Source organism: Stenotrophomonas sp. STEN087 (genome assembly GCF_056759115.1).
Window position 1 is genome coordinate 1 of record NZ_JBRRCR010000010.1, and the last position, 22,397, is coordinate 22,397.

The following is a 22,397-nucleotide window of genomic DNA, read 5'->3' on the forward strand; positions in this document are numbered from 1 at the left end:
CGCCCCGCCGCGCGCGCCCGCGGCGCGGTCCCGCCCGCCGCCCGCGCGCCCCCCGCGCCCCCCGCTGGGCGGCGCGCCGCCGTCCGCCGGTCCCCCCCCCCCCCCCCCCCCCCCCCCCCCCCTGCCGGTTGCTGAATGAACGGGGTAGAGTCACCTCATCGACCGCCCTGACTGACATACCGTTTACAGGCAGCACGACACACTGGACTTCGACCCGAGGCAAAGGACCCCACGCATGAGCAAGCTGACCGTTATCACCGACCGCGCCCTGGAGCGCGCCCTGGAACTGGCGCACACCGCGGGTGATGGCCTGAAGAGCGCTGGTGGCAGCCTGCGCCATTTCGGCCCGCAGGCCAGTGACTGGATCAAGACCGGCGCCGCCGTGGGTGCGGTGAAGACCGGCGGCAAGGTCGCCACCAAGTTCGTGCGCCGCAATCCGGCCGTGGCCATCACCGCCGCTGCGGTGGGCGTGGGCCTGCTGGGCTATGCGCTGTACCGCAAGCAGCAGAAGAAGAAGGCGGCCAACGGCCAGGTGGTGAATGGACAGGCCAAGCGCATCAACGCGCGTGACCGCCGCAACCACACCGTGGTGGACGAGCACAGCGACATCGGCAGCGATGCCTGAGTCTGACGGGGTCGGGTCCCTTCCGCAGGAAGGGCTCCGACCCTTTTCATTTCTGCAGTTCGGCTCAGCCGATCTGCCGCCACTGCCCCGGCTGCAGGTCATCCAGCCGGTACGGCCCCATCGACACGCGTACCAGGCGCAGGGTCGGCAGGTTCACCGCCGCGGTCATCCGCCGCATCTGGCGGTTGCGGCCTTCGCGGATCGTGATGGCCAGCCAGCTGTCCGGCACGGTCTTGCGGAAACGCACCGGCGGATTGCGCAGCCACAGCTCCGGCGCCGGATCGAGGCGCTCGATCTTCGCCGGTAAAGTCGGCCCATCGTTCAGGACCACGCCGTCGCGCAGCTGCTGCAGCTGCTCATCGCTGGGCGTGCCTTCCACCTGCACCCAGTAGGTCTTGTCGGCCTTGTGCTTCGGGTCGGTCAGCTTGTGCGCCAGCGTGCCGTTGTCGGTCAGCAGCAGCAGGCCCTCGCTGTCATGGTCAAGCCGGCCGGCAGCGTACACGCGCGGCGGCAGGCCGAAGCCGGCCAGGGTCGGCCGCGGCGGCACGCTGCGGTCGGTGAACTGGCAGAGCACGTTGAAGGGCTTGTTGAAAGCGATCAGCATTGCGGAAACGGCAGGCGGCGGGGTGATGCATTGTCCCACGCCGCGCTGCGCGCTCGCCGGGCGGGGCCCGGCGTCATCGGTTTACGGCTTCACGAACCGCAGGGTCATGCGGTCGCTCTCGCCGATGGCCTGGTACTTGGCGTCGTCGGCCTTGTCGTGCTGGTTGGTCGGCGGCAGGGTCCAGACACCGTTCGGGTGGTCCTTGGTGTCACGCGGGTTGGCATTGACCTCGGTGCGCGCATCCAGCTTGAAGCCGGCGGCCTCGGCCATGGCGATCACCTGCTGCTGGCCGACATAGCCGGTGTCGTCGTCATCGGCGACGTCGGCCTTGGCGCGATGCTCGACCACGCCCAGCACGCCGCCCGGCTTCAGCACATTGAAGAAGCCCTGGAACATGCCCTGCGCCTGGCCGGCCTTGCGCCAGTTGTGCACGTTGCGGAAGGTCAGCACCACGTCGGCCGAATTGGCCGCGCCGAACACCGGCTTGGCCGGGTCGTAGCCGACCACGGCGGCCTTGTCGAACTGGGCCGGCGCACCGGCAAACTTCTTTTCCAGGCCGTCGCGGCTGCGCTGCTGGTAATCGCGGCCACGGCCTTCGGGCACGGCGGCCGGATCGACCACGGCGGCGATGTAGTGGCCCTTGTCACGCAGCAGCGGCGCCAGGATTTCCGAGTACCAGCCGTTGCCGGGGGTGATCTCGATGACGGTCTTTTCCGGTGCGACCTTGAAGAAGGCCAACGACTGAGCCGGATGGCGGTAGTTGTCGCGTTTCACATTGGCGGGGTCGCGGGTCGATGCCTTCACCGCGGCATCGATGGCCGGCGAGACCTGGATCTTCGCCGGTGCCACCGTGGCCGGTGCAGCGAATGCGGGAACAGCAACGAGCAGGGCCGAGGCAAGCAGCAGGCGGCAGCTACGCAGGGACGAGGCAGCGATCATCGGGGCGATTCCAGCGGAAGATGCGGCGAGACTAGCAGCCGCCGCGTGCAAGGTGTTCACAAAACGTTAGCCACGCGCTCCGCGACGGAACACTGTTTTGTGTTCGACGCCGCAGCGCGGTCACACAGCGCGTTCTATGCTGCAGGACTACCCCCAAGGAGTCCGTGCCCATGACGGCAACCCGCGAACTGGGCCGTTCCGGCCTGCATGTACGTCCGCTCGCCTTCGGTGGCAACGTGTTTGGCTGGAGCGCCGATGAGAAGGCCAGCTTCGCCCTGCTCGATGCCTTCGTCGATGCCGGCTTCAACCTGGTCGACACCGCTGATGTCTATTCGGCCTGGGTACCGGGCAACGAAGGCGGTGAATCGGAAACGCTGATCGGCAAGTGGTTCGCGCGCAGCGGCAAGCGCGACAAGGTGGTGCTGGCGACCAAGGTGGCCAAGTGGGCAGAACGCCCCGGTCTGACCCCGGACAACATCAACGCTGCGGTGGAAGATTCGCTGCGCCGCCTGCAGACCGATGTCATCGATCTGTACCAGGCCCACGAGGACGATGAATCCACGCCGCTTGAAGCAACCTTGGCCGCGTTCGGCCGGCTGATCGAAGCGGGCAAGGTGCGCGCCATCGGTGCATCCAACTACAGCGCCACGCGCCTGGCCGATGCGCTGAAGGTGTCCACCGATTACAAGCTGCCGCGTTATGAAACCCTGCAGCCGGAGTACAACCTGTACGACCGCGCCGGTTACGAGAAGGAACTGGAACCGCTGGTGCAGCGCGAACAGATCGGCGTGATCGGTTATTACGCACTGGCCAGTGGTTTCCTCAGCGGCAAATACCGCACCCCGGCCGATGCCAGCAAGAGCCCGGCGCGCGGCGAGAACGTGGTCAAGCGCTACCTGAACCCGCGGGGCCTGCGCATCCTGCAGGCACTGGATGATGTGGCCAGCAAGCACAACGCCAGTGCCGCGCAGATCGCGCTGGCGTGGCAGATCGCACGGCCGTCGATCACCGCGCCGATCGTCAGCGCCACCAGCGTCGAGCAGCTGCACGACCTGCTGGCGGCCGCCAATGTCGGCCTGAGCGTGCAGGACATCGCACAGCTGGACGCGGCCAGCGTCGAGGGTTGATTGCCGCATCCACGCCGGGGTCGGATCCCTTTCGCAGAAAGGGCTCTGACCCCAACGGCGCGGACCAAGGTCGGCGTCAAGGCGAGTCAGGGGTCAGAGCCCTTTCTGCGAAAGGGATCTGACCCCGCTGCACTCAGCGCGGCACGCTGTCCTCGCCCACCAGCGCGTGATGCACGCCGATGCCGGCACGCACGCCTTCGGCCATCGCCAGGGTGATGTTGCCGACCGTGGTCGCGTCGCCCGCGGCGTACACGTTCGCCACCGAGGTCTGCTTCATCATGTCGACCTCGACCAGCACGCCCAGCGGGCTTTCCACCAGCGCACAGCCGAGCTGCTGCACCAGCGGCGTGGCCATCTGCTGCATGGCCGGCACGAACAGCGCACGCTGGGCGATGCGGCGACCATCGGCCAGTTCCACTTCCAGCCACGTCGGCTGTTCGCCCTGCACGCCCACCACCGGGGTGGTTTCGATCTGCACGCCGCGCTGCTGCATGGCGGCCTGCTCTTCATCGCTGATCGGCAAGCCCTGGCTGAAGAAAGTGACGTTGCCCCAGTCGGCAAACAGCGTCGCCTTGGCCGCCGACATCGGGTGGCCACCGAGCAGGCCGATGGCACCGCCGCCGACTTCGTAGCCATGGCAGTACGGACAATGCAGCACGGTGCTGCCCCAGCGTTCGGCCAGGCCCGGCAACTCGGGCAGCTGGTCGGCGATGCCGGTGGCCAGCAGCAGCTTGCGCGCGGCCAGCACTTGGCCATCGGCAGTACGCACCTCCACGCCATCGGCAGTGGACTGCGCATGCACCACCTCGCCCTGCAGCCAGCGCACGGTGGGGTAATCCAGCAGCTGCTGGCGCGCGTTCTTCAGCAGCTCGGCGCCACTGACGCCGTCCTGGCCGGGCACGCCGTGCGAGTGGCTGGCGGCGCGATTGCGCGGCAGTCCGCTGTCGATGATCGTGACCGGGCGGCGCGCGCGGGCCAGGATCAGGCCGGCGGCGATGCCGGCGTAACTGCCGCCGACGATGATGACATCAGGATTCATGGGGACCTTCCAGGGAACGGTGATGGGCAAGATGGCGGGCGAAGTCGGCGCCCAGCTGGTCCAGGGTGCTGGCCTGCAGGCGCGCTTCGAGCAGGCGCTGGGCCTCGTGCGCGCCGTCCTGCAGGGCCTGGTTGACCAGCTGCTGGATCGGGCAGCCACCGCCGCTGTCGCGCTGGCCGACCTGCACCAGCGGCGGCGCACCGACGGCCAGGTAGATGTCGTGCAGGCTGATCTGCGCTGCATCGCGTGCCAGCTGGCTGCCGCCGCCGTGGCCGCGCGTGCTGCGCACCAGCCCGGCCTTGTGCATCTGCGCCAGCAGGCGGCGGATCACCACCGGGTGGGTCGGCAGGCAGGTGGCCAGCTGTTCGGAGGTACGCGGGCCTTCCTGGCCGACCAGGTGGGCCATCACGTGCAGGGCGTCGGAGAGCGGGTCTGCGGATTTCATGTAACTACGATAGTTACATTTAAACCGCCTGTCGAGGGTCCGCTTTCGTTCCATTTGGACACATCTGTCGTATATCACGCGCCCTTCACATCATTGAACGCAACGGTAATGTGATCGGTTTCGCACTTCAGCGGACTCAAGCGCGGTCGATACCGCATCGCCCCCCTTCCAAGAGTCCGCTCCATGAACGCCTCCTCCCGTGCGCCGCGGCTGCAGTCGAAGCTGCTTGGTGCTGTGTCCGTTGGTCTGACCATCGTCCTGCTGTGCGCCCTCGCCGGCCTGGCTTCGGCGTGGCTGAAGCTGTCCACCGAAGTCCCCGCGGAGGTCGCCCACAGCCGCGATGCCGAGCGCCTGCAGCGCGAGTTCCGCGGGCAGGTGCAGGAATGGAAGAACGTGCTGCTGCGCGGCCACGACGAGGCGCTGCGCCAGCGCCACCTGCAGGCCTTCGATGACGAAGGAAAGCTGGTGGAGAAGCTGGCCACTGGCCTGGCCACCAGCCCCGATGCGCGCACCCGCGACATGGCGCAGGCGTTCAGCGCCCTGCACGCGCAGCTGCAGAAGGATTACCACGCCGCCCTGGAGGCGTTTGCCGAGGCCGGCTATGACCCCTCTGCCGGCGACAGCCTTGTGCGCGGCAAGGACCGCCCGGTGGCGGCCGCGCTGGATGCACTGGGCACGCACACTGCAGCGGTGGCCGAGGCCGCTGTAAGTGCGCGTTCGCAGCAGGCACGGCGCACTCTGGTGGTATGTGCGGTGATGACCATCGCCGCGGCACTGCTGCTGCTGGCCGGCCTGGGCTGGTGGCTGCGGCGTGCCGTGGTGCAGCCGGTGCTGGCGGTGGAAGCGGCCGCGCGCGCGGTGGCCGCCGGCGATCTGGACCATGTGGTGCAGGTGCGCAGCCGCGATGAGATCGGCCGCCTGGCGCAGGCCATGCAGGCCGTGCAGGGCACCCTGCGCGACGTGCTCGCCGCGCAGGCCGCAATGGCGCAGGCGCATGACGCCGGCACCATCAGCCACCGCATGCAGGCCGGCGCCTTCCCCGGCGCATACGGGCGCATGGTGGCCGACACCAATGGGCTGGTCGACGCGCACATTCAGGTGAAGATGCGTGCGATCGCGATCATGGGCCGCTATGCGGTGGGCGACCTCAGCCAGGACATGGAACGGCTGCCGGGCGAGAAGGCGGTGATCACCGAGGCACTGGACATGGCCAAGCGCAACCTCGGTGCGATCAACGGCGAGATCCGCCGCCTGGCCGGTGCGGCCGCCGCCGGCGATTTCAGCCAGCGTGGCGACAGCCCGCGCTTCGAGCATGATTTCCGCGCGATGGTCGATGGCCTGAACCAGCTGATGCAGGGCACCGAGCAGAACCTTGGCGAGGTCTCGACGATGTTGCGGGCGATTGCCGATGGCCGCCTGGGTGCTCGCATGCACGGCGATTTCCAGGGTGTGTTCGCGCGCATCGCCGGCGATGCCAACACCACGGCGGCGCAGCTGGCGACGATTGTTACCGACATCAAGCACACCTCGGGCAGCATTCATTCGGCCGCCGCTGAAATTGCGGCCGGCAACAACGACCTGTCGCGCCGTACCGAACAGCAGGCCGCGAATCTGGAAGAGACCGCCGCGTCGATGGAGGAACTGACCTCCACCGTGCGCCAGAACGCCGAGCACGCGCGCCAGGCCAACCAGCTGGCGATCGGCGCGCACGGCGTGGCCTCGCAGGGCGGTGAAGTGGTCGGCCAGGTGGTGGCGACCATGGGCGCAATCGAGACGTCCTCGCGGCAGATCGCCGCGATCATCAGCGTCATCGATGGCATCGCCTTCCAGACCAACATCCTGGCCTTGAACGCGGCGGTGGAAGCGGCACGTGCCGGCGAACAGGGTCGCGGCTTCGCAGTGGTCGCCAGCGAGGTGCGCACGCTGGCGCAGCGTTCGGCGGCGGCGGCCAAGGAGATCAAGACGCTGATCGAAGCGTCGGTGGAACAGGTCGGCCACGGCGCGCAGCGCGTGCGCCAGGCCGGTGACACCATGGCCGAGATCGTCGCCTCGGTGCAGCGGGTGACCGACATCATGGCCGAGATTTCCGCCGCCTCGCAGGAACAGAGCGCGGGCATCGAACAGGTCAGCCAGACCGTCATCCAGATGGATGGCACCACCCAGCAGAACGCCGCGCTGGTGGAAGAAGCGAGTGCCGCAGCGCGCAGCCTCGAGCAGCAGGCCGACCGCTTGATTGAAGCGGTGGATGTGTTTGATCTGTCGAGTGCGGCGACCACCAGGGATGCCTTCGCGCGCGCGGCATGACGGTGTTGCATTGGTAGCGCCCGACCGTTGGTCGGGCGACGACGCGAAGCGGCGCGCATCCGTGCGGACCAACGGTCCGCACCCACCAAGCCTCAACGCAGGTAATCGCCCTTCGCCATCCCCTCGCCCAGGTGGTCCAGGAACGAGCTGATGCGCGCCGACACCGCGGTGTTGCGGTAGTACACCGCGTGGATCGGCTGGTACACATCCAGCGTCTGCGAGGCCAGCACCGGCACCAGGGTGCCGGCGGCGCGGTCGCGGTCGGTGACGAAGTCGGACAGGCAGGTGATGCCCACGCCTTCCACCGCCAGCCGGCGCAGGGTCTCGCCGCTGGAGACGGCGATATCCGGGCGCACCAGCAGCTGCCCGTCGGCATCGCCCGGCAGCGGCCAGCGGTTCAGTGATTCCGGTTCGTTGAAACTCAACAGCGTGTGCTGGCCCAGCGCGGCCACGCTGGCCGGTTCGCCGTGCGCGGCCAGATAGGCCGGGCTGGCCACCAGCTGCAGCCGGCAGCGCCCCAGCGAGCGCGCGTGCAGGGTGGAATCGGCCAGCGGGCCGATGCGGATGGCCAGGTCGGTGCGCCGCTCCAGCAGGTCGATGTAGCGCTCGGAACTGTTCAGTTCCAGCTGCACCTCCGGGTAGCGCGCGCGGTAGCTGGCCACCAGCGGCGCGATCACGTGCAGCACGAAGGGCATGGCTGCATCCACGCGCAGCCGCCCGGCCGGGCGCTCGCGGCGGGCCGCCATCTGTTCCTCGGCCGATTCCACCGCATCGATGATCGCCCGCGCGTGGCGCAGGTAGGCCTCGCCCTCGGCGGTCAGGTGCAGGCGGCGGGTGGTGCGGGTCAGCAGGGTGGTGCCCAGCTTCTCCTCCAGCCGGCCCAGCGCGCGGCTGACGCCCGAAGGGGTCTGCCCCAGCTGCTCGGCGGCGGCGCTGATCGAGCCGCTGTCGATGACGGCCAGGAAGGCCTGCATTTCATCAAGGGTGGTCTTCATGGCGCCATTATTGACCACCAGGCAAGAGTGATTGGCGTGAAGACCGGTTTTTCGGCAAAGGTGCGCCGCGCACACTGCGCGCCTTCCTTCCCTCCGGAGCCTGCCATGACCCGTGGCATTCCCCTCGCCCTGCTGGCGCTGACCCTCGGCGCCTTCGCCATCGGCACCACCGAGTTCGTCATCGTCGGCCTCATTCCGACCATCGCCGCCGACCTGCATGTCAGCCTGCCCTCGGCCGGCCTGCTGGTCTCGTTGTATGCCCTGGGCGTGGCCATCGGCGCGCCGGTGCTGACCGCACTGACCGGCCGCGTGCCGCGCAAGCAGCTGCTGGTCGCGCTGATGCTGATGTTTACCCTCGGCAATGTCATCGCCTGGATGGCACCGGGCTACACCTCGCTGATCGTCGCCCGCATCCTCACCGGCCTGGCCCATGGCGTGTTCTTCTCCATCGGCTCGATCATCGCCACCGCAGTGGTGCCGAAGGAAAAGGCCGCCAGCGCGATCGCCATCATGTTCACCGGCCTGACCGTGGCGCTGGTGACAGGCGTGCCGCTGGGCACCTTCATCGGCCAGCACCTGGGCTGGCGTGCGACCTTCCTGGCCGTGGCCGGGCTGGGCGTGGTGGCCCTGCTGGGTGCGCTGCTGTTCGTGCCGCGCAACGTGCCGCAGAGCGCGCCGGCCAGCTTCCGTCAGCAGCTGGCCGTGCTGGCCCAGCCGCGCCTGCTGCTGGTCTACGCGATGACCGCGCTGGGCTACGGCGGTACGTTCCTGGCCTTCACCTACCTGGCGCCGATCCTGCAGGACGTCACCGGTTTCTCGGCCAACGCGGTCAGCCTGGTGCTGCTGGTGTACGGCGTGTCGGTGGCGATCGGCAACCTGTGGGGCGGCCGCCTGGCCGACCGCCTGGGCCCGGTGCCGGCGCTGAAGCGCATCTTCGCGCTGCTGGCCATCGTGCTGTTCGTGCTGACCTTCACCGCCTACAACACCTGGCTGATGCTGCTGACCGTGCTGGCCTTGGGCGCGGTGGCCTTCGGCAACGTACCGGGCCTGCAGGTGTACGTGGTCAAGCAGGCGCAGCGCTATGCGCCGCAGGCCACTGATGTGGCCTCGGGCCTGAACATCGCCGCGTTCAACATCGGCATCGCGCTGGGCGCCTCGCTGGGCGGCCTGGTGGTGGAGCACATCGGCCTGATGCACACGCCGTGGCTGGGCGCGCTGGTCGTCGTGCTGGCCTACGCATTGACCGTGCTCAGCGGCCGCCTGGACCGCCGCGATGGCGTCGACCACCGGGCCGACGGCATCGCCGTCACCGCCCACTGACCGGCAACGCAATGCACCGTTGCCGGCATGCACACGGTCCCTGACCTACCCTTCCTGTTCACTCCTTTCCCCCCGTTGGAGCTTCCCATGACTGTACCCGCCTTTGGTCTTGGCACCTTCCGCCTGAAAGACCAGACCCTGATCGATTCCGTCCGCAATGCGCTGGACGTCGGTTACCGCGCCATTGATACCGCGCAGATCTACGGCAACGAAGCCGAGGTCGGCCAGGCCATCGCCGAATCCGGCGTGCCGCGCGATGACATCTACCTGACCACCAAGGTGTGGATCACCGAGTTCAAGCGCGATGCGCTGCTGGCCAGCCTGCGCACCAGCCTGGAAAAACTGCGCACCGACCATGTCGAGCTGACCCTGATCCACTGGCCCTCGCCGAATGACCAGGTGGACGTGCCGATGGAGGAATACCTGCCGGCGCTGGCCGAGGCCAAGGCACAGGGCCTGACCCGCGAGATCGGCATCTCCAACTTCACCATCGCGCAGACCCGCAAGGCGATCGAGATCCTCGGTGCCGATGCCATCGCCACCAACCAGATCGAGATCCACCCGTACCTGCAGAACCGTCTGCTGGTGAAGTTCCTGCAGGACAACGGCATCCGCATCACCGCCTACATGAGCCTGGCCTACGGCGAAGTGCTGAAGGATCCGGTGATCCAGGCCATCGCCGGCCGCCACCAGGCCACCCCGGCACAGGTCGCACTGGCCTGGGCGCTGCAGCAGGACTTTGCGGTCATCCCGTCGTCGACCAAGCGCGAGAACCTGGCCGGCAACCTGGAAGCGGCGGCGATCCGCCTGACCGACGACGACATGGCGCAGATCGCCAAGCTTGATCGTGGCCAGCGTCTGGCCAACCCGGAAGGCATCGCGCCGGCCTGGGATTGAGGAACGGCCGCCGGGCATGGCCCGGCGCTACCGTGGGAAACCTACGCCGGGCCATGCCCGGCGGATCCATCAGGCCTGCAGCAGCCAGCCGCGCATCGCCGCGCTCACGTCGTCCGGCTTTTCCATCGGCGCCAAGTGCCCGCAGTCGGGCACCACCACCAGCTGCGAATGCGGCACCAGCGCGTGCATTTCCTCGCTCACCGCCAGCGGCGTGATGCGGTCGTTCGCACCGCAGATGATCAGCAGCGGATCGCGGTACGCGGCCAGCACCTCGTGCCCATCGCGGCGTTCCAGCCCGCTCTGCCGCATGAATACTTCCGCGCCCAACCGTGCGGTCATGTCGCGCACGCGCTGCACCAGCACGTAGTCGTCCAGCCGCGACGCATCGATGTAGCTGCGCATCAGCGCATCACCAAAACCATGGAACTTGCCGGGCAGGCGCACGCTGGCACGCTGGCTGCGGCGCTGCTCGGCGCGCTCGGGGGAATCAGCGTGGATCGAGGTGTCGACCAGCGCCAGCTGCAGCACGCGCTCGGGCGCGGTGCGCAGGATCTGCTGGGCGACGAAGCCGCCCAGCGAGAAACCGGCCAGGGCGAAGCGCTCGGGCGCCTGCGCCAGCACATCGTCGGCCACGGCCTGCAGGGTCTCGCCGCGGGTCTGGTCGCCCACGGTGCAATCGGCGATATCGGCCAGGTCGGCCAGCTGCGCGCGCCACAGCTCGGCGTCGTTGAGCAGGCCGGGGAGCAGCAGCAGGGGGATGCGATCGGTCATGGGGGTATTGTCGCGCGGCAGGGTGGGTCCGGCCATGCCGCAACGGGCGATTGCGTTGTAGAGTCGAGCCATGGCAGACCCCTACAACAGCGGCACCCCCTCCCCTCCGGCCCTGCGCTTCGAGGATTCCCTGGTCACCACCGCCTTCGAGCTGCCCGGCTACCGCGTGGCCCGCAACCTGGGCGTGGTGCGCGGCATCACCGTGCGCTCGCGCTCGATCGTCGGCAACTTCCTCGGCGGCATCCAGACGATCTTCGGCGGCAACATCACCATCTACACCGAGCTGTGCGAGCAGGCCCGCGAGGAAACCTACCGCGACATGGTCAAGCACGCGCGGCAGCTGGGTGCCAACGCCATCATCGGCATGCGCTACGACGCCACCGACGTGATGACCGGGCTGACCGAGGTGCTGTGCTATGGCACGGCGGTGGTGGTGGAGCCGCTGCGCTGATCTGGCCGTAGAGTCGAGCTTGCTCGACTGCCGTGCGCAGAGCAGTCGAGCATGGCTCGACTCTACAAGTCCGGTGCAGGCACTTCGACCTGCTGCACCGGCAGGGTCACCATCATCACGGTCGGGTCGTCCGGGTCCAGCCGGGTCTTGAAGCCCAGGCTCTGGCACATCGCCAGCATGGTGCTGTTCTCGCGCAGCACCTGGCCCTCCACCACGTCCAGCCCCAGCCACTTGGCGTACTCGATCATGATCGCCATCAGGCGCCAGCCGATGCCGTGGCCCTTCAGGTCCGAGCGGATCAGGATGCCGTACTCACCGCGATGGTAGTCGGCGTCGGCATGCAGGCGCACCGCACCGAGCATGTCGCCGTTGCGCGGGTCGATGGCCACCAGCGCGATCGAGCGCGCGTAGTCGAGCTGGGTCAGGCGCGCGATGAACTCGTGGCTGAAGTGCTTCACCGACTGGAAGAAGCGCAGGCGCAGGTCTTCATCGCTGACGCGGGCGAAGAACGCGCGGAACAGCGCATCGTCCTCCGGCCGCACCGGGCGCACGAAGGCGCGGCCGCCATCGGACAGTTCGAGGGTGCGCTCCCACTCCTTCGGGTACGGGAACACCGAGAAACGCGGGTGGCCGCGGCCCTTGTGCAGGATGCGCGACGGCGCGATGGCCACGCGCGCATCGAGGGCGAGGATGCCCTTGCCATCCACCAGCAGCGGGTTGATGTCCAGCGTGCGCACTTCGGGGATGTCGGCCGCCAGCTGCGCCAGCTTCACCAGGGCCAGCGCCAGCGCGCGCTCGTCGGCGGCCGGCACATCGCCATAGGCCTTGAGGATGCGCGAGGCACGGGTCTGGCCGATCAGTTCGTGGGCCAGGCGCAGGTCCAGCGGTGGCAGCGCCAGCGCCTTGTCGTTGATGACTTCCACCGCGGTGCCGCCGCGGCCGACCACGATCACCGGGCCGAACGTGGCGTCATCGGCGATGCCGACGATGATCTCGCGCGCCTTCGGGCGGATGATGGTCGGCTGCACCAGCAGGCCGTCGATGCGCGCATCCGGGCGGAGCTGGCGGGCGCGTTCGAGGATGGCGTTGGCCGCGCTCTGCACCGCCGGCAACGTCGCCAGGTTCAGGCGCACGCCATCCACTTCGGACTTGTGCGGGATATCCGGCGACAGGATCTTCAGCGCGACCGTGGCACCGCGCTCCAGCAGCGGCTGCGCCAGGTCCATCGCTTCGTGCGCGTCGCGGGCATGCATCACCGGCGCCGACGGAATGCCGTAGGCCTTGAGCAGATCGTGGGTGGCCAGCGGATCCAGCCACTGCTGGCCATTGGCCAGCGCGGCGTCGACCAGCGCACGCGCACGCGCGGTATCCACGCTGAAATCCTGCGGCAGGCTGGGCGGCGTTTCCATCAGCGCGTTCTGTGCCTCGCGGTAGCGCACCAGATGCTGGAAGCCGCGCACGGCTTCGGCTTCGGTGGGATAGGTCGGCACGCGCGCCGCGTTGAGCGTGGCGGTGGCCTGGTCATCATTGCCCAGCCATACCGCGAACACCGGCTTGTCGCGGTGGTGGCGCGGGCGCAGGCCGAGCGTGCGGGTCAGCGCCTGCGCGGCATCGGCCGAAGAAGTGAACGCAGTGGGCACGTTGACCACCATCACCGCATCGTTCTCGTTGTCGGCCAGCAGCGCCTCGATGGCAGCCGCGTAGCGATCACCATCGGCGTCGACCACGATGTCGACCGGGTTGCTGCGCGACCAGCCCTGCGGCAGCACTTTGTCCAGCGTTTCCACCGTGCTGTCGGACAGCTGCGCAAGGGTGCCACGCAGCGCGACCAGCTGGTCCACGGCCAGGCGGCCGACGCCACCGCCATTGCTGAGCACGGCCAGGCGGCGGCCGGGGAAAGTGCCCAAGCGGCCCAAGGTCTCCGCTGCGGTGAACAGTTCGTCCAGTGCATTCACGCGCAGCAGGCCGGCGCGGTTGAAAGCGGCGCCGTAGACATCATCGGCGCGGGCAAGCGCCTGCACGTGGGTGTCGACGCTGCCGGGCTGCACGCGCTCGGCGCGACCGGATTTGACCACCACCACGGGCTTGGCGCGCGCGGCGGCACGCGCGGCCGACATGAACTTGCGCGCGTCCTTGATGTGTTCGACGTAGAGCAGGATGGCGCGAGTGCGGTAGTCGGTGGCGAAGTAATCGAGCAGGTCGCCGAAGTCGACGTCCATGGTGTCGCCCAGCGAAACCACCGCAGAAAAGCCCACCGAGCGTGCCACGCCCCACTCCACCAGCGCGGCGGCAATCGCCGAGGATTCGGAGATCAGCGCGAGGTCACCGGCCTGCGGGAAGTGCGCGGCGATGCTGGCATTGAGCCGCGCATGCGGCGCGATGACGCCCAGGCAGTGCGGGCCAAGGATGCGCAGGCCGTGCTTGCGCGCCACCGTTTCCACCTGTTCGGACAGCGATCCCGGGCCTTCGCCGAGGTGCGCGGTGAGGATGATCGCCGCCTGCACGCCGCGCTCGGCGGCGGTACGCACCACCTGCGGCACGATCGCTGCGGGGGCGGTGATGACCACCAGGTCGGGCACCCAGTCGAGGTCGTTCAGCCGCTTGACCGTGCGGATGCCGTCGATCGCGGCGTGGCGCGGGTTGATCCACGCCACCTTGCCGGGAAAGCCGGTGCCACGCAGGTTGCGCATCACCGCACGGCCGGCGGAGCGCTCACGTGGGCTGCCGCCGATCACCGCGACCGACTGCGGACGGAACACGGACTGCAGGTGGTAGGTACTCATGCGCCTACGGTACACGGACTGGCGCTGCAGCGGCATGATCGTGCGCAGGCACACCGGCACACCGCATCCACGCATGGCGTGGATCTACTACGGGTAGATCCACGCCATGCGTGGATGACGGCCCGGTTACAGCAGGGTGCCGTGCAGGATGAGGGCGGCGATGCTGAAGTAGATCACCAGGCCGGTCACGTCCACGAGGGTGGCCACGAACGGTGCCGAGGCACTGGCCGGGTCGAAGCCCAGGCGCTTGAGGATGAAGGGCAGCATCGAGCCGGACAGCGAGCCGAACGTGACGATGCCCACCAGGGCCGCGCCGATGGTGATGGCCAGCAGGATCCAGTGCTCGCCGTAGTCGTGCAGGCCGCCCAGCTGCCAGATGACGATGCGCACGATGGCCAGGCAGCCGAGGATGGCGCCCAGCACCATGCCGGTCGGCACTTCGCGCAGCGCCACCTTCCACCAGTCGCTCAAGCGCAGCTCGCGCAGGGCCAGGCTGCGGATCAGCAACGAAGTGGCCTGCGAACCGGAGTTGCCGCCCGAGCTCATGATGAGCGGAATGAACAGGGTCAGCACCACCGCGCGTGCCAGCTCGTCCTCGTAGTGCTGCATCGCGCTGGCGGTGAGCATCTCGCCGAGGAACAGCACGCTCAGCCAGCCGGCGCGCTTGCGCAGCATCTCGAAGAAACCGATCTGCATGTACGGCTTGTCCAGCGCTTCCATGCCGCCGAACTTGTGCGCATCCTCGGTCGATTCCTCGATGAGCGCATCGAGCACGTCGTCGACGGTGACGATGCCCAGCAGGTGCTGCTGCGCGTCCACCACCGGAATGGCCAGCAGGTCGTGGCGGCGGATCAGCCGCGCCACTTCTTCCTGATCCAGCAAAGCATCGACGGTGACCGGCGGATTGACCTGGGCCACGTCGAGGATCGATTCCTCCGGCAGGCCGGTGATCAGCCGGCGCATGGTCACCACCTGCTGCAGCTGCTGGCTGGCCGGATCGAGCACGTAGATCGCGTACACGGTCTCGCGGGTGCGCTCGACCTGGCGGATGTGCTGCAGGGTCTGAGCCACCGTCCAGGTAGCGGGCACGGCGACGAACTCGGTGGTCATCAGCGCGCCGGCGGTGTTTGCCGGGTAGCTCAGCAGCGTCTGGATGGCCTGGCGGGCATCGCTGCCCAGCAGCGGGATCAGCCGCGCGCGTTCTTCCTCGTCCAGCTCGTGGACGATGTCGGTGGCGCGGTCATCGGCCATCAGCCCCAGCAGCGCGGCGGCGCGGGCCGGCGGCAATGCGGCCACCAGCTCGCCACTGCGGTGCAGTTCGGGCGCTTCGAGCATCTTCACCGCGCGCGGCAGCGACAGCGCGGCCAGCGTTTCGGCGGCGCGCTCCAGGTCGAGCGTGTTGAGGAACTCCACCGCGTCGGCGGTGTTGTAGCTGGCCAGGGGTGCGGCGAGGGCAGCGGCGTCGGCCACCGGGCGCAGCAATTGCTTCTGGTTCATGGGCTTGCCTTGTGGGGATGCGACCTCGCGCAACGCCAACGCAGGCAAACCGACCCGATATCAGGCGGTAGCCATCGCTGGCGTCGAACGAGGTCGACTTCTACTGTCGCTGGACATGGGTTGGGGACTCCGGATGGGTGTACTGCCTGACACGCTCGACGACGGCGCGACCGGCAGCGGCGGGCAGTCTGGACCTGCCGGCACGCCTGGTCAACCCTGGCCCGGGCTCGCAGTCAGGTGCCCGTGGGGTCAGAGCCCTTTGCGGCGAAAAGGGATCTGACCCCGGCCTTCCGTGGCCGTTGTCGTTCGTGCACAGGCGGGCGCGCATAATGATGGGGTGGCCTGCACGGCCGCGCTCCCCCAGCCGCACGCACGCAGCAAAGGCCCCCGCGATGACCAGGAATTCCCATGCATAGCGGTGGTCTGGAACTGGCGCTGGTGCTGCTGCTGGCCGCGGTGATCGCGGTGCCGGTGTTCAAGAAGTTCGGCTTCGGCGCAGTGCTGGGCTACCTCGCCGCTGGCGTGGTGCTGGGTCCGGACGGACTGGGCTTCGTGCAGGATGCCGATCGCATCCTTGGCGCGGCCGAGATCGGCGTGGTGATGCTGCTGTTCGTCATCGGCCTGGAGCTGTCGCCTGCACGCCTGAAGGTGATGCGGCGCTCAGTGTTCGGCGCGGGTGCGGCGCAGGTGGCGCTGTCCGGCCTGCTGCTGGGTGGCCTGCTGCTGCTCGATCATTTCCAGTGGAAGAGCGCGCTGGTGGTTGGCATCGCGCTGGCGCTGTCCTCCACCGCGGTGGGCCTGCAGCTGCTGTCCGAACACAAAGCGATCAACAGCGACCATGGCCGGCTGGGCTTTGCCATCCTGCTGTTCCAGGACCTGATCGCGATCCCGCTGCTGGCTGCCATCCCGCTGCTGGGCGGGGCGAAGAACGAGACGCTGCGCTGGGAAGACGCGGCCGTGGCGCTGGGTGCGCTGGCGGTGGTGATCCTGTGCGGGCGCCCGGTCCTGCGCAAGGTGTTCGGTATCATCGCCCGCACCCGCAGCCCGGAAGTCTTCACCGCCACTGCGCTGCTGGTGGTGCTGGGCACCGCGTGGTTCATGCAGGAAGCCGGCCTCAGCCCGAGCCTGGGCGCGTTCCTGGCCGGCGTGCTGTTGTCCGATTCGGAGTTCCGCCACGAGCTGGAAGCGCAGATCGAGCCGTTCAAGGGCCTGCTGCTGGGCCTGTTCTTCATCGCCGTGGGCATGGGCATCGACCTCGACCGCATCGCTGCCGAGCCGTGGCTGATCGCCGCGGGCGTGGCCGCGTTGCTGGTGGTGAAGTTCAGCCTGCTGTACCTGATCGGCCGCATCGCCAAGCTGGGGTCGCGGCAGTCGCTGCTGCTGGGCAGCGTGCTGTGGCTGGGCGGCGAGTTCGCCTTCGTGGTGTTCAACGAAGCGCAGCGCGCGCACCTGCTGGGTGATGCCAACCATGACCGGCTGGTGGCGATCGTCGGCCTGTCGATGGCGATCACGCCGCTGCTGATGCTGGTGCTGCTGAAGCTGCTGGGCCGGGAAAAGCCGGCGCCGCGCGATGCCGCACCGGCCGACAAGGTGGCCCCGGACAACCAGCCCAAGGTGCTGATCGCCGGCATGGGCCGCTTCGGCCAGGTGATCGCGCGCCTGCTGACCGCGCAGAAGGTGCCGTTCGTGGCACTGGAAGCGAACCCGGACACCGTGGCCGACCTGCGCCGCTTCGGCAACCAGCTCTACTACGGCGACCCGACCCGGCCGGAGATGCTGCGCGCCGCGGGCGGCGAGCATATCGACGTGTTCGTGATCACCGTGGACGATCCGGAAACCAACCTGCGCGCGGTGCGCATGGTGCGCCGCCTGTACCCGGACGCGAGGGTGCTGGCGCGCGCACGCAACCGCCAGCACGCGTGGCGGTTGATGGACATGTCGGCCGAGCCGTTCCGCGAGGTGTTTGGTACCAGCCTGGAAATGAGCGGGCGCGTGCTGACCGCGCTGGGCGTGGCCGCGGACGTGGCGCAGCGCCATGTGCAGCGGTTCCGCGAGCATGACGAACAGCTGCTGCGCGACCAGTACCTGGTCTACGACGACGAAGCCGCGGTGATCCAGACCTCGCGCGATGCGCGCAATGACCTGATGCATCTGTTCGAGGCCGACGCCGATAGCGAGTAGATCCACGCCATGCGTGGATGACGTGCCCGGAAAGCGGGTAGATCCACGCCATGCGTGGATGATCGTGCATGTCGCCATGCAGGGGTCAGAGCCCTTTCCGTTGGAAAGGGATCCGCCCCCGGCACTCAGCCGTTGTCGCGCAGGAACCGGGCCATCGAGGATACGCCCGGCACGCGCGGTTCGAATTCGCCGGCCACGTCGATGAAGCCGCGCATGACCGCGATCTCGCGCGGGCTGCGGTTGAGGCTGTCGCGTACTTCCGGATCGGCACCGGCGCGCAGCAGGCGCTGCACCAGCAGCGGCAGCCCGTGCAGGGCCGCCAGGTGCAGCGGGCCGAAGCCGCGCGGGTCACGCACGTCCAGGCTCACGTCCTCATCCAGCAGGCGCTCCACTGCAGCCATCACCACCTGCTCGTCGCAGGCGGTGCCGGGCTCGGCGCGTGCACCCAGCAGCAGCAGCAACGGCGTGACCGAACCGGCCGCGGCCAGGTCGGGCTCGGCGCCGGCCAGCAGCAGCGTATCCAGCAGGGCCAGCAGGCGCGAACGGTCGCGGGCGCTGAAGCCGTACAGCGCCGCGCAGTGCAGCGGGCCCAGCTGCTGCGCATCGCCGGCGTGCACATCGGCACCGGCGGTGAGCAGGCGCGCGACGATGTCCGGCAGGCCCAGCGCCGAGGCCAGCATCAGCACGGTCACTCCGCCCGGCAGGCGGTGTTCCAGCTGGGCGCCGGCATCGAGCAGGGCCGAGACGATATCCACCTGGCGCATACTGACCGCCGCCGACAGCGGGGTCGCGCCACTGGCCGCGCCGTGCTGCGGATCGGCGCCACGCGCCAGCAGCAGGTCGACCACCGCCAGATGGCCACCGCCGGCCGCACGCAGCAGCGCGGTGCAGCCCTGCGCATCGACGGCGTCGATGGCAAAGCCCAGGTCGTTCAAGCGGCGCACGGCATCGACGTCGCCGGCCATGGCCGCAGCCGGCAGATCGCTTTCGCGCAGGGTGCGGCGCGGCAGCGGCCACACCCGCCAATCCAGCCAGTCGGCCAGGTCGCGGCGGCCGATCGACAGCGCCACGCCCAGCGGGGTCTGGCCATCGGCGGCACGCGCTTCCGGCGATGCACCGTGCTGCACCAGCAGCTTCAGCGCGCCTTCGCGGGCCAGCGCGGTGGCCAGGTGCAGGGCGGTCATGCCGTGGCTGTCGCGGGCTTCGCGATCGACACCGGCATTGAGCAGGGCCTGCTGCAGGCGCAGCCAGCCCAGGCGCACCGCCAGCGACAGCGGCGGATCACCGGCCGGCGAAGCAGCGAATGGATCGGCGCCGCGTTCAAGCAGTTCCAGCGCCAGCTGTTCCAGGCCGCGCGCAGCCTGGTCGTGCTGCGCGCAGGCGGCAAGGAAGCGCGCCAGGCCACCGCGGCCGGCCGGCGACAGGCCACGCTGCAGCATCACCTGCAGCGCCGGCACCGCGTCGATGCCACGCGACAGCAGGGCGAACATCGGGGTATCGGCACAGGCATCGCGCACGTACGCGTCGGCGCCATGGCCCAGCAGCCAGTCGACCGCACGCGGTTCCAGCGCCAGTTCCGGGTCCAGCAGCAGGCCGCCCAGCTCTTCCGGCTGGCACAGCTTGGCCAGCGCGGCCATGCCTTCGGTATTGCCGAAGCCCAGCGCTTCGCGCAGCAGGGTCAGCGGCGGACGGTCGGGCAGCAGGCCGCTGGCGCTCGCGGCTTCACCGCGTTCGGCCAGGCCATCGCTGACCGCAGCCGGCAGCGGGTAGGACGGGTCCAGCAGGGCCACGATCGCCCAGCGCCCGGCTTCGGCGGCGTAGTCCACCGCACGACGGCCGAGCGGATCGCTGGCATCGGCAGCGATGCCCAGGTCGACCAGGCGCTTGACCAGCAGCGGCGAGACATCCTCGGCCATCGCAGCGAGCAGCACGGCGTTGCGGCCTTCACCATCGACCGCTATGAGGTCGGGCTTGTGCGGCAGCAGGTGCTCGATGACGGCGGCGCGACCGGCGCGCGCGGCTTCCAGCCACGGCGTGCGGCCCAGCGCATCGCGCGCTTCCAGGTTGGCGCCAGCACCCAGCAGCACGCCGATGATCTCGACATGGCCGGCCAGGGCGGCTTCGTGCAGTGCACTGCGACGCTGGCGGTCGCGCGCATCGGCGCGCGCCTTGTGCTTGAGCAGCAGCTGCACGCCGGCCGGATCGTCGTCCTCGGTGGCGGCGGCGGCCAGCAGCACGGGAGTGCCTTCGCTGGGTTCGCTGCGCGCACCGCGTTCGAGCAGGAAGCGGGCCAGGCGCCAGTTGCCGACCTGGCAGGCCACCGCCAGCGGCGACCAGCCTTCGGTGTTGAGCGCATCCACCTCGGCGGCGGCATCGCGCAGCAGCGCGGCCACGCCCGGGTCGGAACTGCGCGCGGCGTGGTGCAGCGGGGTATTCCCATCGCTGTCCATGGCGCGCGAATCGGCGCCGTTGGCCAGCAGGGTCATCACCGCTTCGGGGCGGCCATGCCAGCTGTCTCGGGTCGCGGCCAGCAGCGGGGTCATGCCACGGTGCGGGGCATTCACGTCAACGCCGCGACCGATCAGCTCGCGCAGCAGGCGCAGATCGGGCAGCACGGCGGCGAGCACGGCCAGGCTGCGCTGGTCGCGCCAGTTCGGGTCCGGCAGCGCGTGCGGATCGGCACCAGCCTGCAGCAGCTGCAGCGCGCGGTCGATGCGGCCGTGGCGCGCGGCTTCGTACAGCGCCGGGGTCAGTTCCTGCGGTGCCATCGCTTCCAGCGGCGTGCTTTCGGCGGCAGCGTTGAACAGGGCTTCGGCATCGCCGCTGGGCAGGTCCTGGGCGGTGCTGCGCAGGCTGACCATCGGTGCCGGCGCCACCCGCTGCAGCAGCAGGTGCAGGACCGGCGACAGTACCAGCGTGGCCAGTGCGGCGGGCCAACCGGCGCCTTCCGGCAACAGGCCCGGCCACGCCGGCAGCACGATCAGCGCAGCCAGGGCAACCACGATCGCCGCCACCAGCAGGCCACGCCAGGCGGTCAGGTCACGCCCGGCCAGGGCATGCCAATGCTGGGCGAGGCTGCCATCGAGGCGTTCGACATCGTTCCACAACGGCCAGGTGCGCCACGCGGCCAGCAGGCCGGCACTGACCAGCACGCTCAGGCCGAGCACGGCGGCCAGGCTGCCGCTGTCACGCAGCGCCGCCAGCGGCCACGCCAGCAGCAGCGCCAGGCCTGCCGGGGCCGCAGCCCACAGCACTGCCAGCGCCGGCAGCTCCTGCCGCGCGATCAGCTGTGGAGCCTGCAGCGTGCGGCTGCGCCGCCACCACGACACGCCCAGCGCGAACGCCGGCTGCGCCAGTGCGGCAAGCACGGCACCGGGCAGCCCGCCCACGACCGAGGCCAGCGCCAGCACGGCGCCGAGGACGAAGGCGATCGACAGTGCGCGTGGGCGCGACAGCTCAGTCATAGTGGCGCCGCATCATGCTGGTCACCGACGGCGGCACCTGCAGGTAGAAACCCCGCTCGGTCAGCTCGCTGCGGACCTTGTCCGGGTCGGCCTGGGCCAGACGGCGCTGCGTATCCAGGGTCACTTCGAGGACGAACGACAGCGCACCCAGCGAGGTGACCAGCGGCGCAGGCAGCGCGCTGAAATCATCACGACGGGCGAGATAGACGTAGGTGTCCGGCTTGAGTTGGCTTTTATAGACGTAGGCGTGCATGTCCGCGGGACGATAACCCGGGAAGAGCCATGATTGTGTCGGAAAGCCGACACCGGGGAAAGCCGTCAAGCGACGATGGCGGCGCGATCGACGGCGTTTCCCGCGTGGGGTTCAGCAATGTGGCGGCGGCGTTCAGCCTGCCGCCACCGGCCTCAGTTGGCCGCGACCTCTTCGGTCAGCTGCGGATCGAAGGTGGGCGCCTGCAGCCAGCGCACCACGTCGCCGCCCAGCGCATCGGCAATCTGCTCCAGCGTGGTGCAGGCGCGGAAGGTGAACGGCCGGTTGGTCGAGCGCTTCAGGGTGAAGTTGCCGACCACCTTCCCGTCCTCCTTCAGCTCGCCATAGATGCGGCCCCACTTCGGCCCGGAAATGGCACCGCCGCCCGCAGCGTGCGCCTTGGTCACCACCAGGTGCAGGTTGCGGCCGGCGCCGTCCTCGCTGTCACCCACCACCACCGCGCCATCGGCATGTCGCACGATGCTCTGGCTGAGGTACTGGCCGAAGTGGCATTCGTCGCGGATCAGTTCGCCACCCACGCCCTCGCGGTACGGCACGTCGGCGGTGATGAGGATGGGTGTGCCGGCGGCCTGCGCCTGGAGCGCGGGCACGCACAAAAAAACCGCTGCCAGGGCAGCGGCGTGGATCGACTTCATGGTGTTCCCCCTGTAGACCGCGTCCCCGGCACACCGCCGGGGACTACGG

18 protein-coding genes are annotated in these 22,397 nt (G+C 69.2%); 7 read left to right on the top strand and 11 right to left on the bottom strand.

Features of this window, described 5'->3' with window-relative positions:
* Positions 1-235 precede the first annotated feature (235 nt).
* Positions 236-625 (top strand): hypothetical protein, encoded by a 390-nt coding sequence (locus tag ACVOK1_RS04320; RefSeq protein ID WP_108770423.1) that lies wholly within the window; start codon positions 236-238, stop codon positions 623-625.
* 64 nt (positions 626-689) lie between these two features.
* Here ACVOK1_RS04320 and ACVOK1_RS04325 read toward each other — a convergent pair whose 3' ends face one another.
* Both ACVOK1_RS04325 and ACVOK1_RS04330 read right to left on the bottom strand, forming a co-directional pair.
* Positions 690-1,229: a pseudouridine synthase gene (locus ACVOK1_RS04325; protein WP_481561230.1), complete on the bottom strand. Its 540-nt coding sequence runs from the start codon at positions 1,227-1,229 to the stop codon at positions 690-692.
* A gap of 81 nt (positions 1,230-1,310) precedes the next feature.
* Positions 1,311-2,168 (bottom strand): class I SAM-dependent methyltransferase, encoded by an 858-nt coding sequence (locus ACVOK1_RS04330; protein WP_200752573.1) that lies wholly within the window; start codon positions 2,166-2,168, stop codon positions 1,311-1,313.
* Positions 2,169-2,338: 170 nt separating this feature from the next.
* Here ACVOK1_RS04330 and ACVOK1_RS04335 point away from each other — a divergent pair, with 170 nt between their 5' ends.
* Positions 2,339-3,295 (top strand): aldo/keto reductase, encoded by a 957-nt coding sequence (locus ACVOK1_RS04335; RefSeq protein WP_108770426.1) that lies wholly within the window; start codon positions 2,339-2,341, stop codon positions 3,293-3,295.
* A 133-nt stretch (positions 3,296-3,428) separates the two neighbouring features.
* Here the strand turns inward: ACVOK1_RS04335 and ACVOK1_RS04340 are convergent, their stop codons facing one another.
* Together ACVOK1_RS04340 and ACVOK1_RS04345 are read right to left on the bottom strand one after the other, a co-directional pair.
* Complete coding sequence (locus tag ACVOK1_RS04340) at positions 3,429-4,334, bottom strand: NAD(P)/FAD-dependent oxidoreductase (protein ID WP_481561231.1); 906 nt, start codon at positions 4,332-4,334, stop codon at positions 3,429-3,431.
* Entirely contained in the window at positions 4,324-4,779 is a 456-nt protein-coding gene (locus ACVOK1_RS04345; RefSeq protein WP_481561232.1) for an Rrf2 family transcriptional regulator, read from the bottom strand. The genes ACVOK1_RS04340 and ACVOK1_RS04345 overlap by 11 nt, the downstream gene beginning before the upstream one ends.
* 183 nt (positions 4,780-4,962) lie before the next feature.
* Here ACVOK1_RS04345 and ACVOK1_RS04350 point away from each other — a divergent pair, with 183 nt between their 5' ends.
* Complete coding sequence (locus ACVOK1_RS04350; RefSeq protein ID WP_481561233.1) at positions 4,963-7,083, top strand: methyl-accepting chemotaxis protein; 2,121 nt, start codon at positions 4,963-4,965, stop codon at positions 7,081-7,083.
* A 92-nt stretch (positions 7,084-7,175) separates the two neighbouring features.
* On the opposite strand, the gene ACVOK1_RS04355 is transcribed toward ACVOK1_RS04350, so the two are convergent.
* Positions 7,176-8,078 carry a LysR substrate-binding domain-containing protein gene (locus tag ACVOK1_RS04355; RefSeq protein WP_481561234.1) on the bottom strand — a complete coding sequence of 301 codons (903 nt, stop codon included), beginning with the start codon at positions 8,076-8,078 and terminating at the stop codon, positions 7,176-7,178.
* 105 nt (positions 8,079-8,183) lie between these two features.
* On the opposite strand from ACVOK1_RS04355, the gene ACVOK1_RS04360 reads away from it, so the two are divergent.
* Positions 8,184-9,398 carry an MFS transporter gene (locus tag ACVOK1_RS04360; protein ID WP_481561235.1) on the top strand — a complete coding sequence of 405 codons (1,215 nt, stop codon included), beginning with the start codon at positions 8,184-8,186 and terminating at the stop codon, positions 9,396-9,398.
* A gap of 87 nt (positions 9,399-9,485) precedes the next feature.
* A complete protein-coding gene (gene dkgB, locus ACVOK1_RS04365; protein WP_481561237.1) occupies positions 9,486-10,295 on the top strand; it encodes a 2,5-didehydrogluconate reductase DkgB in 810 nt (269 codons plus the stop codon).
* A 69-nt stretch (positions 10,296-10,364) separates the two neighbouring features.
* Here dkgB and ACVOK1_RS04370 read toward each other — a convergent pair whose 3' ends face one another.
* Positions 10,365-11,066, bottom strand: coding sequence for an alpha/beta fold hydrolase (locus tag ACVOK1_RS04370; RefSeq protein ID WP_481561238.1), 702 nt, complete (start codon positions 11,064-11,066; stop codon positions 10,365-10,367).
* 70 nt (positions 11,067-11,136) lie between these two features.
* Between ACVOK1_RS04370 and ACVOK1_RS04375 the strand changes: the two genes are divergently transcribed.
* The gene (locus ACVOK1_RS04375) at positions 11,137-11,517 is read left to right on the top strand and encodes a YbjQ family protein (RefSeq protein ID WP_406233982.1); all 381 of its coding nucleotides are present in this window, start codon (positions 11,137-11,139) and stop codon (positions 11,515-11,517) included.
* A 62-nt stretch (positions 11,518-11,579) separates the two neighbouring features.
* Here ACVOK1_RS04375 and ACVOK1_RS04380 read toward each other — a convergent pair whose 3' ends face one another.
* Entirely contained in the window at positions 11,580-14,300 is a 2,721-nt protein-coding gene (locus ACVOK1_RS04380) for a bifunctional acetate--CoA ligase family protein/GNAT family N-acetyltransferase (RefSeq protein ID WP_481561239.1), read from the bottom strand.
* A 126-nt stretch (positions 14,301-14,426) separates the two neighbouring features.
* Complete coding sequence (gene mgtE, locus ACVOK1_RS04385; protein WP_108770434.1) at positions 14,427-15,797, bottom strand: magnesium transporter; 1,371 nt, start codon at positions 15,795-15,797, stop codon at positions 14,427-14,429.
* Between the two features lie 408 nt (positions 15,798-16,205).
* Here mgtE and ACVOK1_RS04390 point away from each other — a divergent pair, with 408 nt between their 5' ends.
* Positions 16,206-17,978: a monovalent cation:proton antiporter-2 (CPA2) family protein gene (locus tag ACVOK1_RS04390; protein ID WP_481561240.1), complete on the top strand. Its 1,773-nt coding sequence runs from the start codon at positions 16,206-16,208 to the stop codon at positions 17,976-17,978.
* A 125-nt stretch (positions 17,979-18,103) separates the two neighbouring features.
* Here the strand turns inward: ACVOK1_RS04390 and ACVOK1_RS04395 are convergent, their stop codons facing one another.
* The 3 genes from ACVOK1_RS04395 to ACVOK1_RS04405 form a co-directional block, all read right to left on the bottom strand.
* Positions 18,104-21,442, bottom strand: a complete 3,339-nt coding sequence (locus tag ACVOK1_RS04395; RefSeq protein WP_481561241.1) for an ankyrin repeat domain-containing protein — start codon at positions 21,440-21,442, stop codon at positions 18,104-18,106.
* Entirely contained in the window at positions 21,435-21,695 is a 261-nt protein-coding gene (locus tag ACVOK1_RS04400; protein WP_481561242.1) for a YcgL domain-containing protein, read from the bottom strand. Before ACVOK1_RS04400 ends, ACVOK1_RS04395 begins: the two co-directional genes overlap by 8 nt.
* A gap of 152 nt (positions 21,696-21,847) precedes the next feature.
* On the bottom strand, positions 21,848-22,348 hold the full coding sequence (locus tag ACVOK1_RS04405; protein WP_159097584.1) for a hypothetical protein: 501 nt from the start codon (positions 22,346-22,348) through the stop codon (positions 21,848-21,850).
* Between the last annotated feature and the right edge of the window lie 49 nt (positions 22,349-22,397).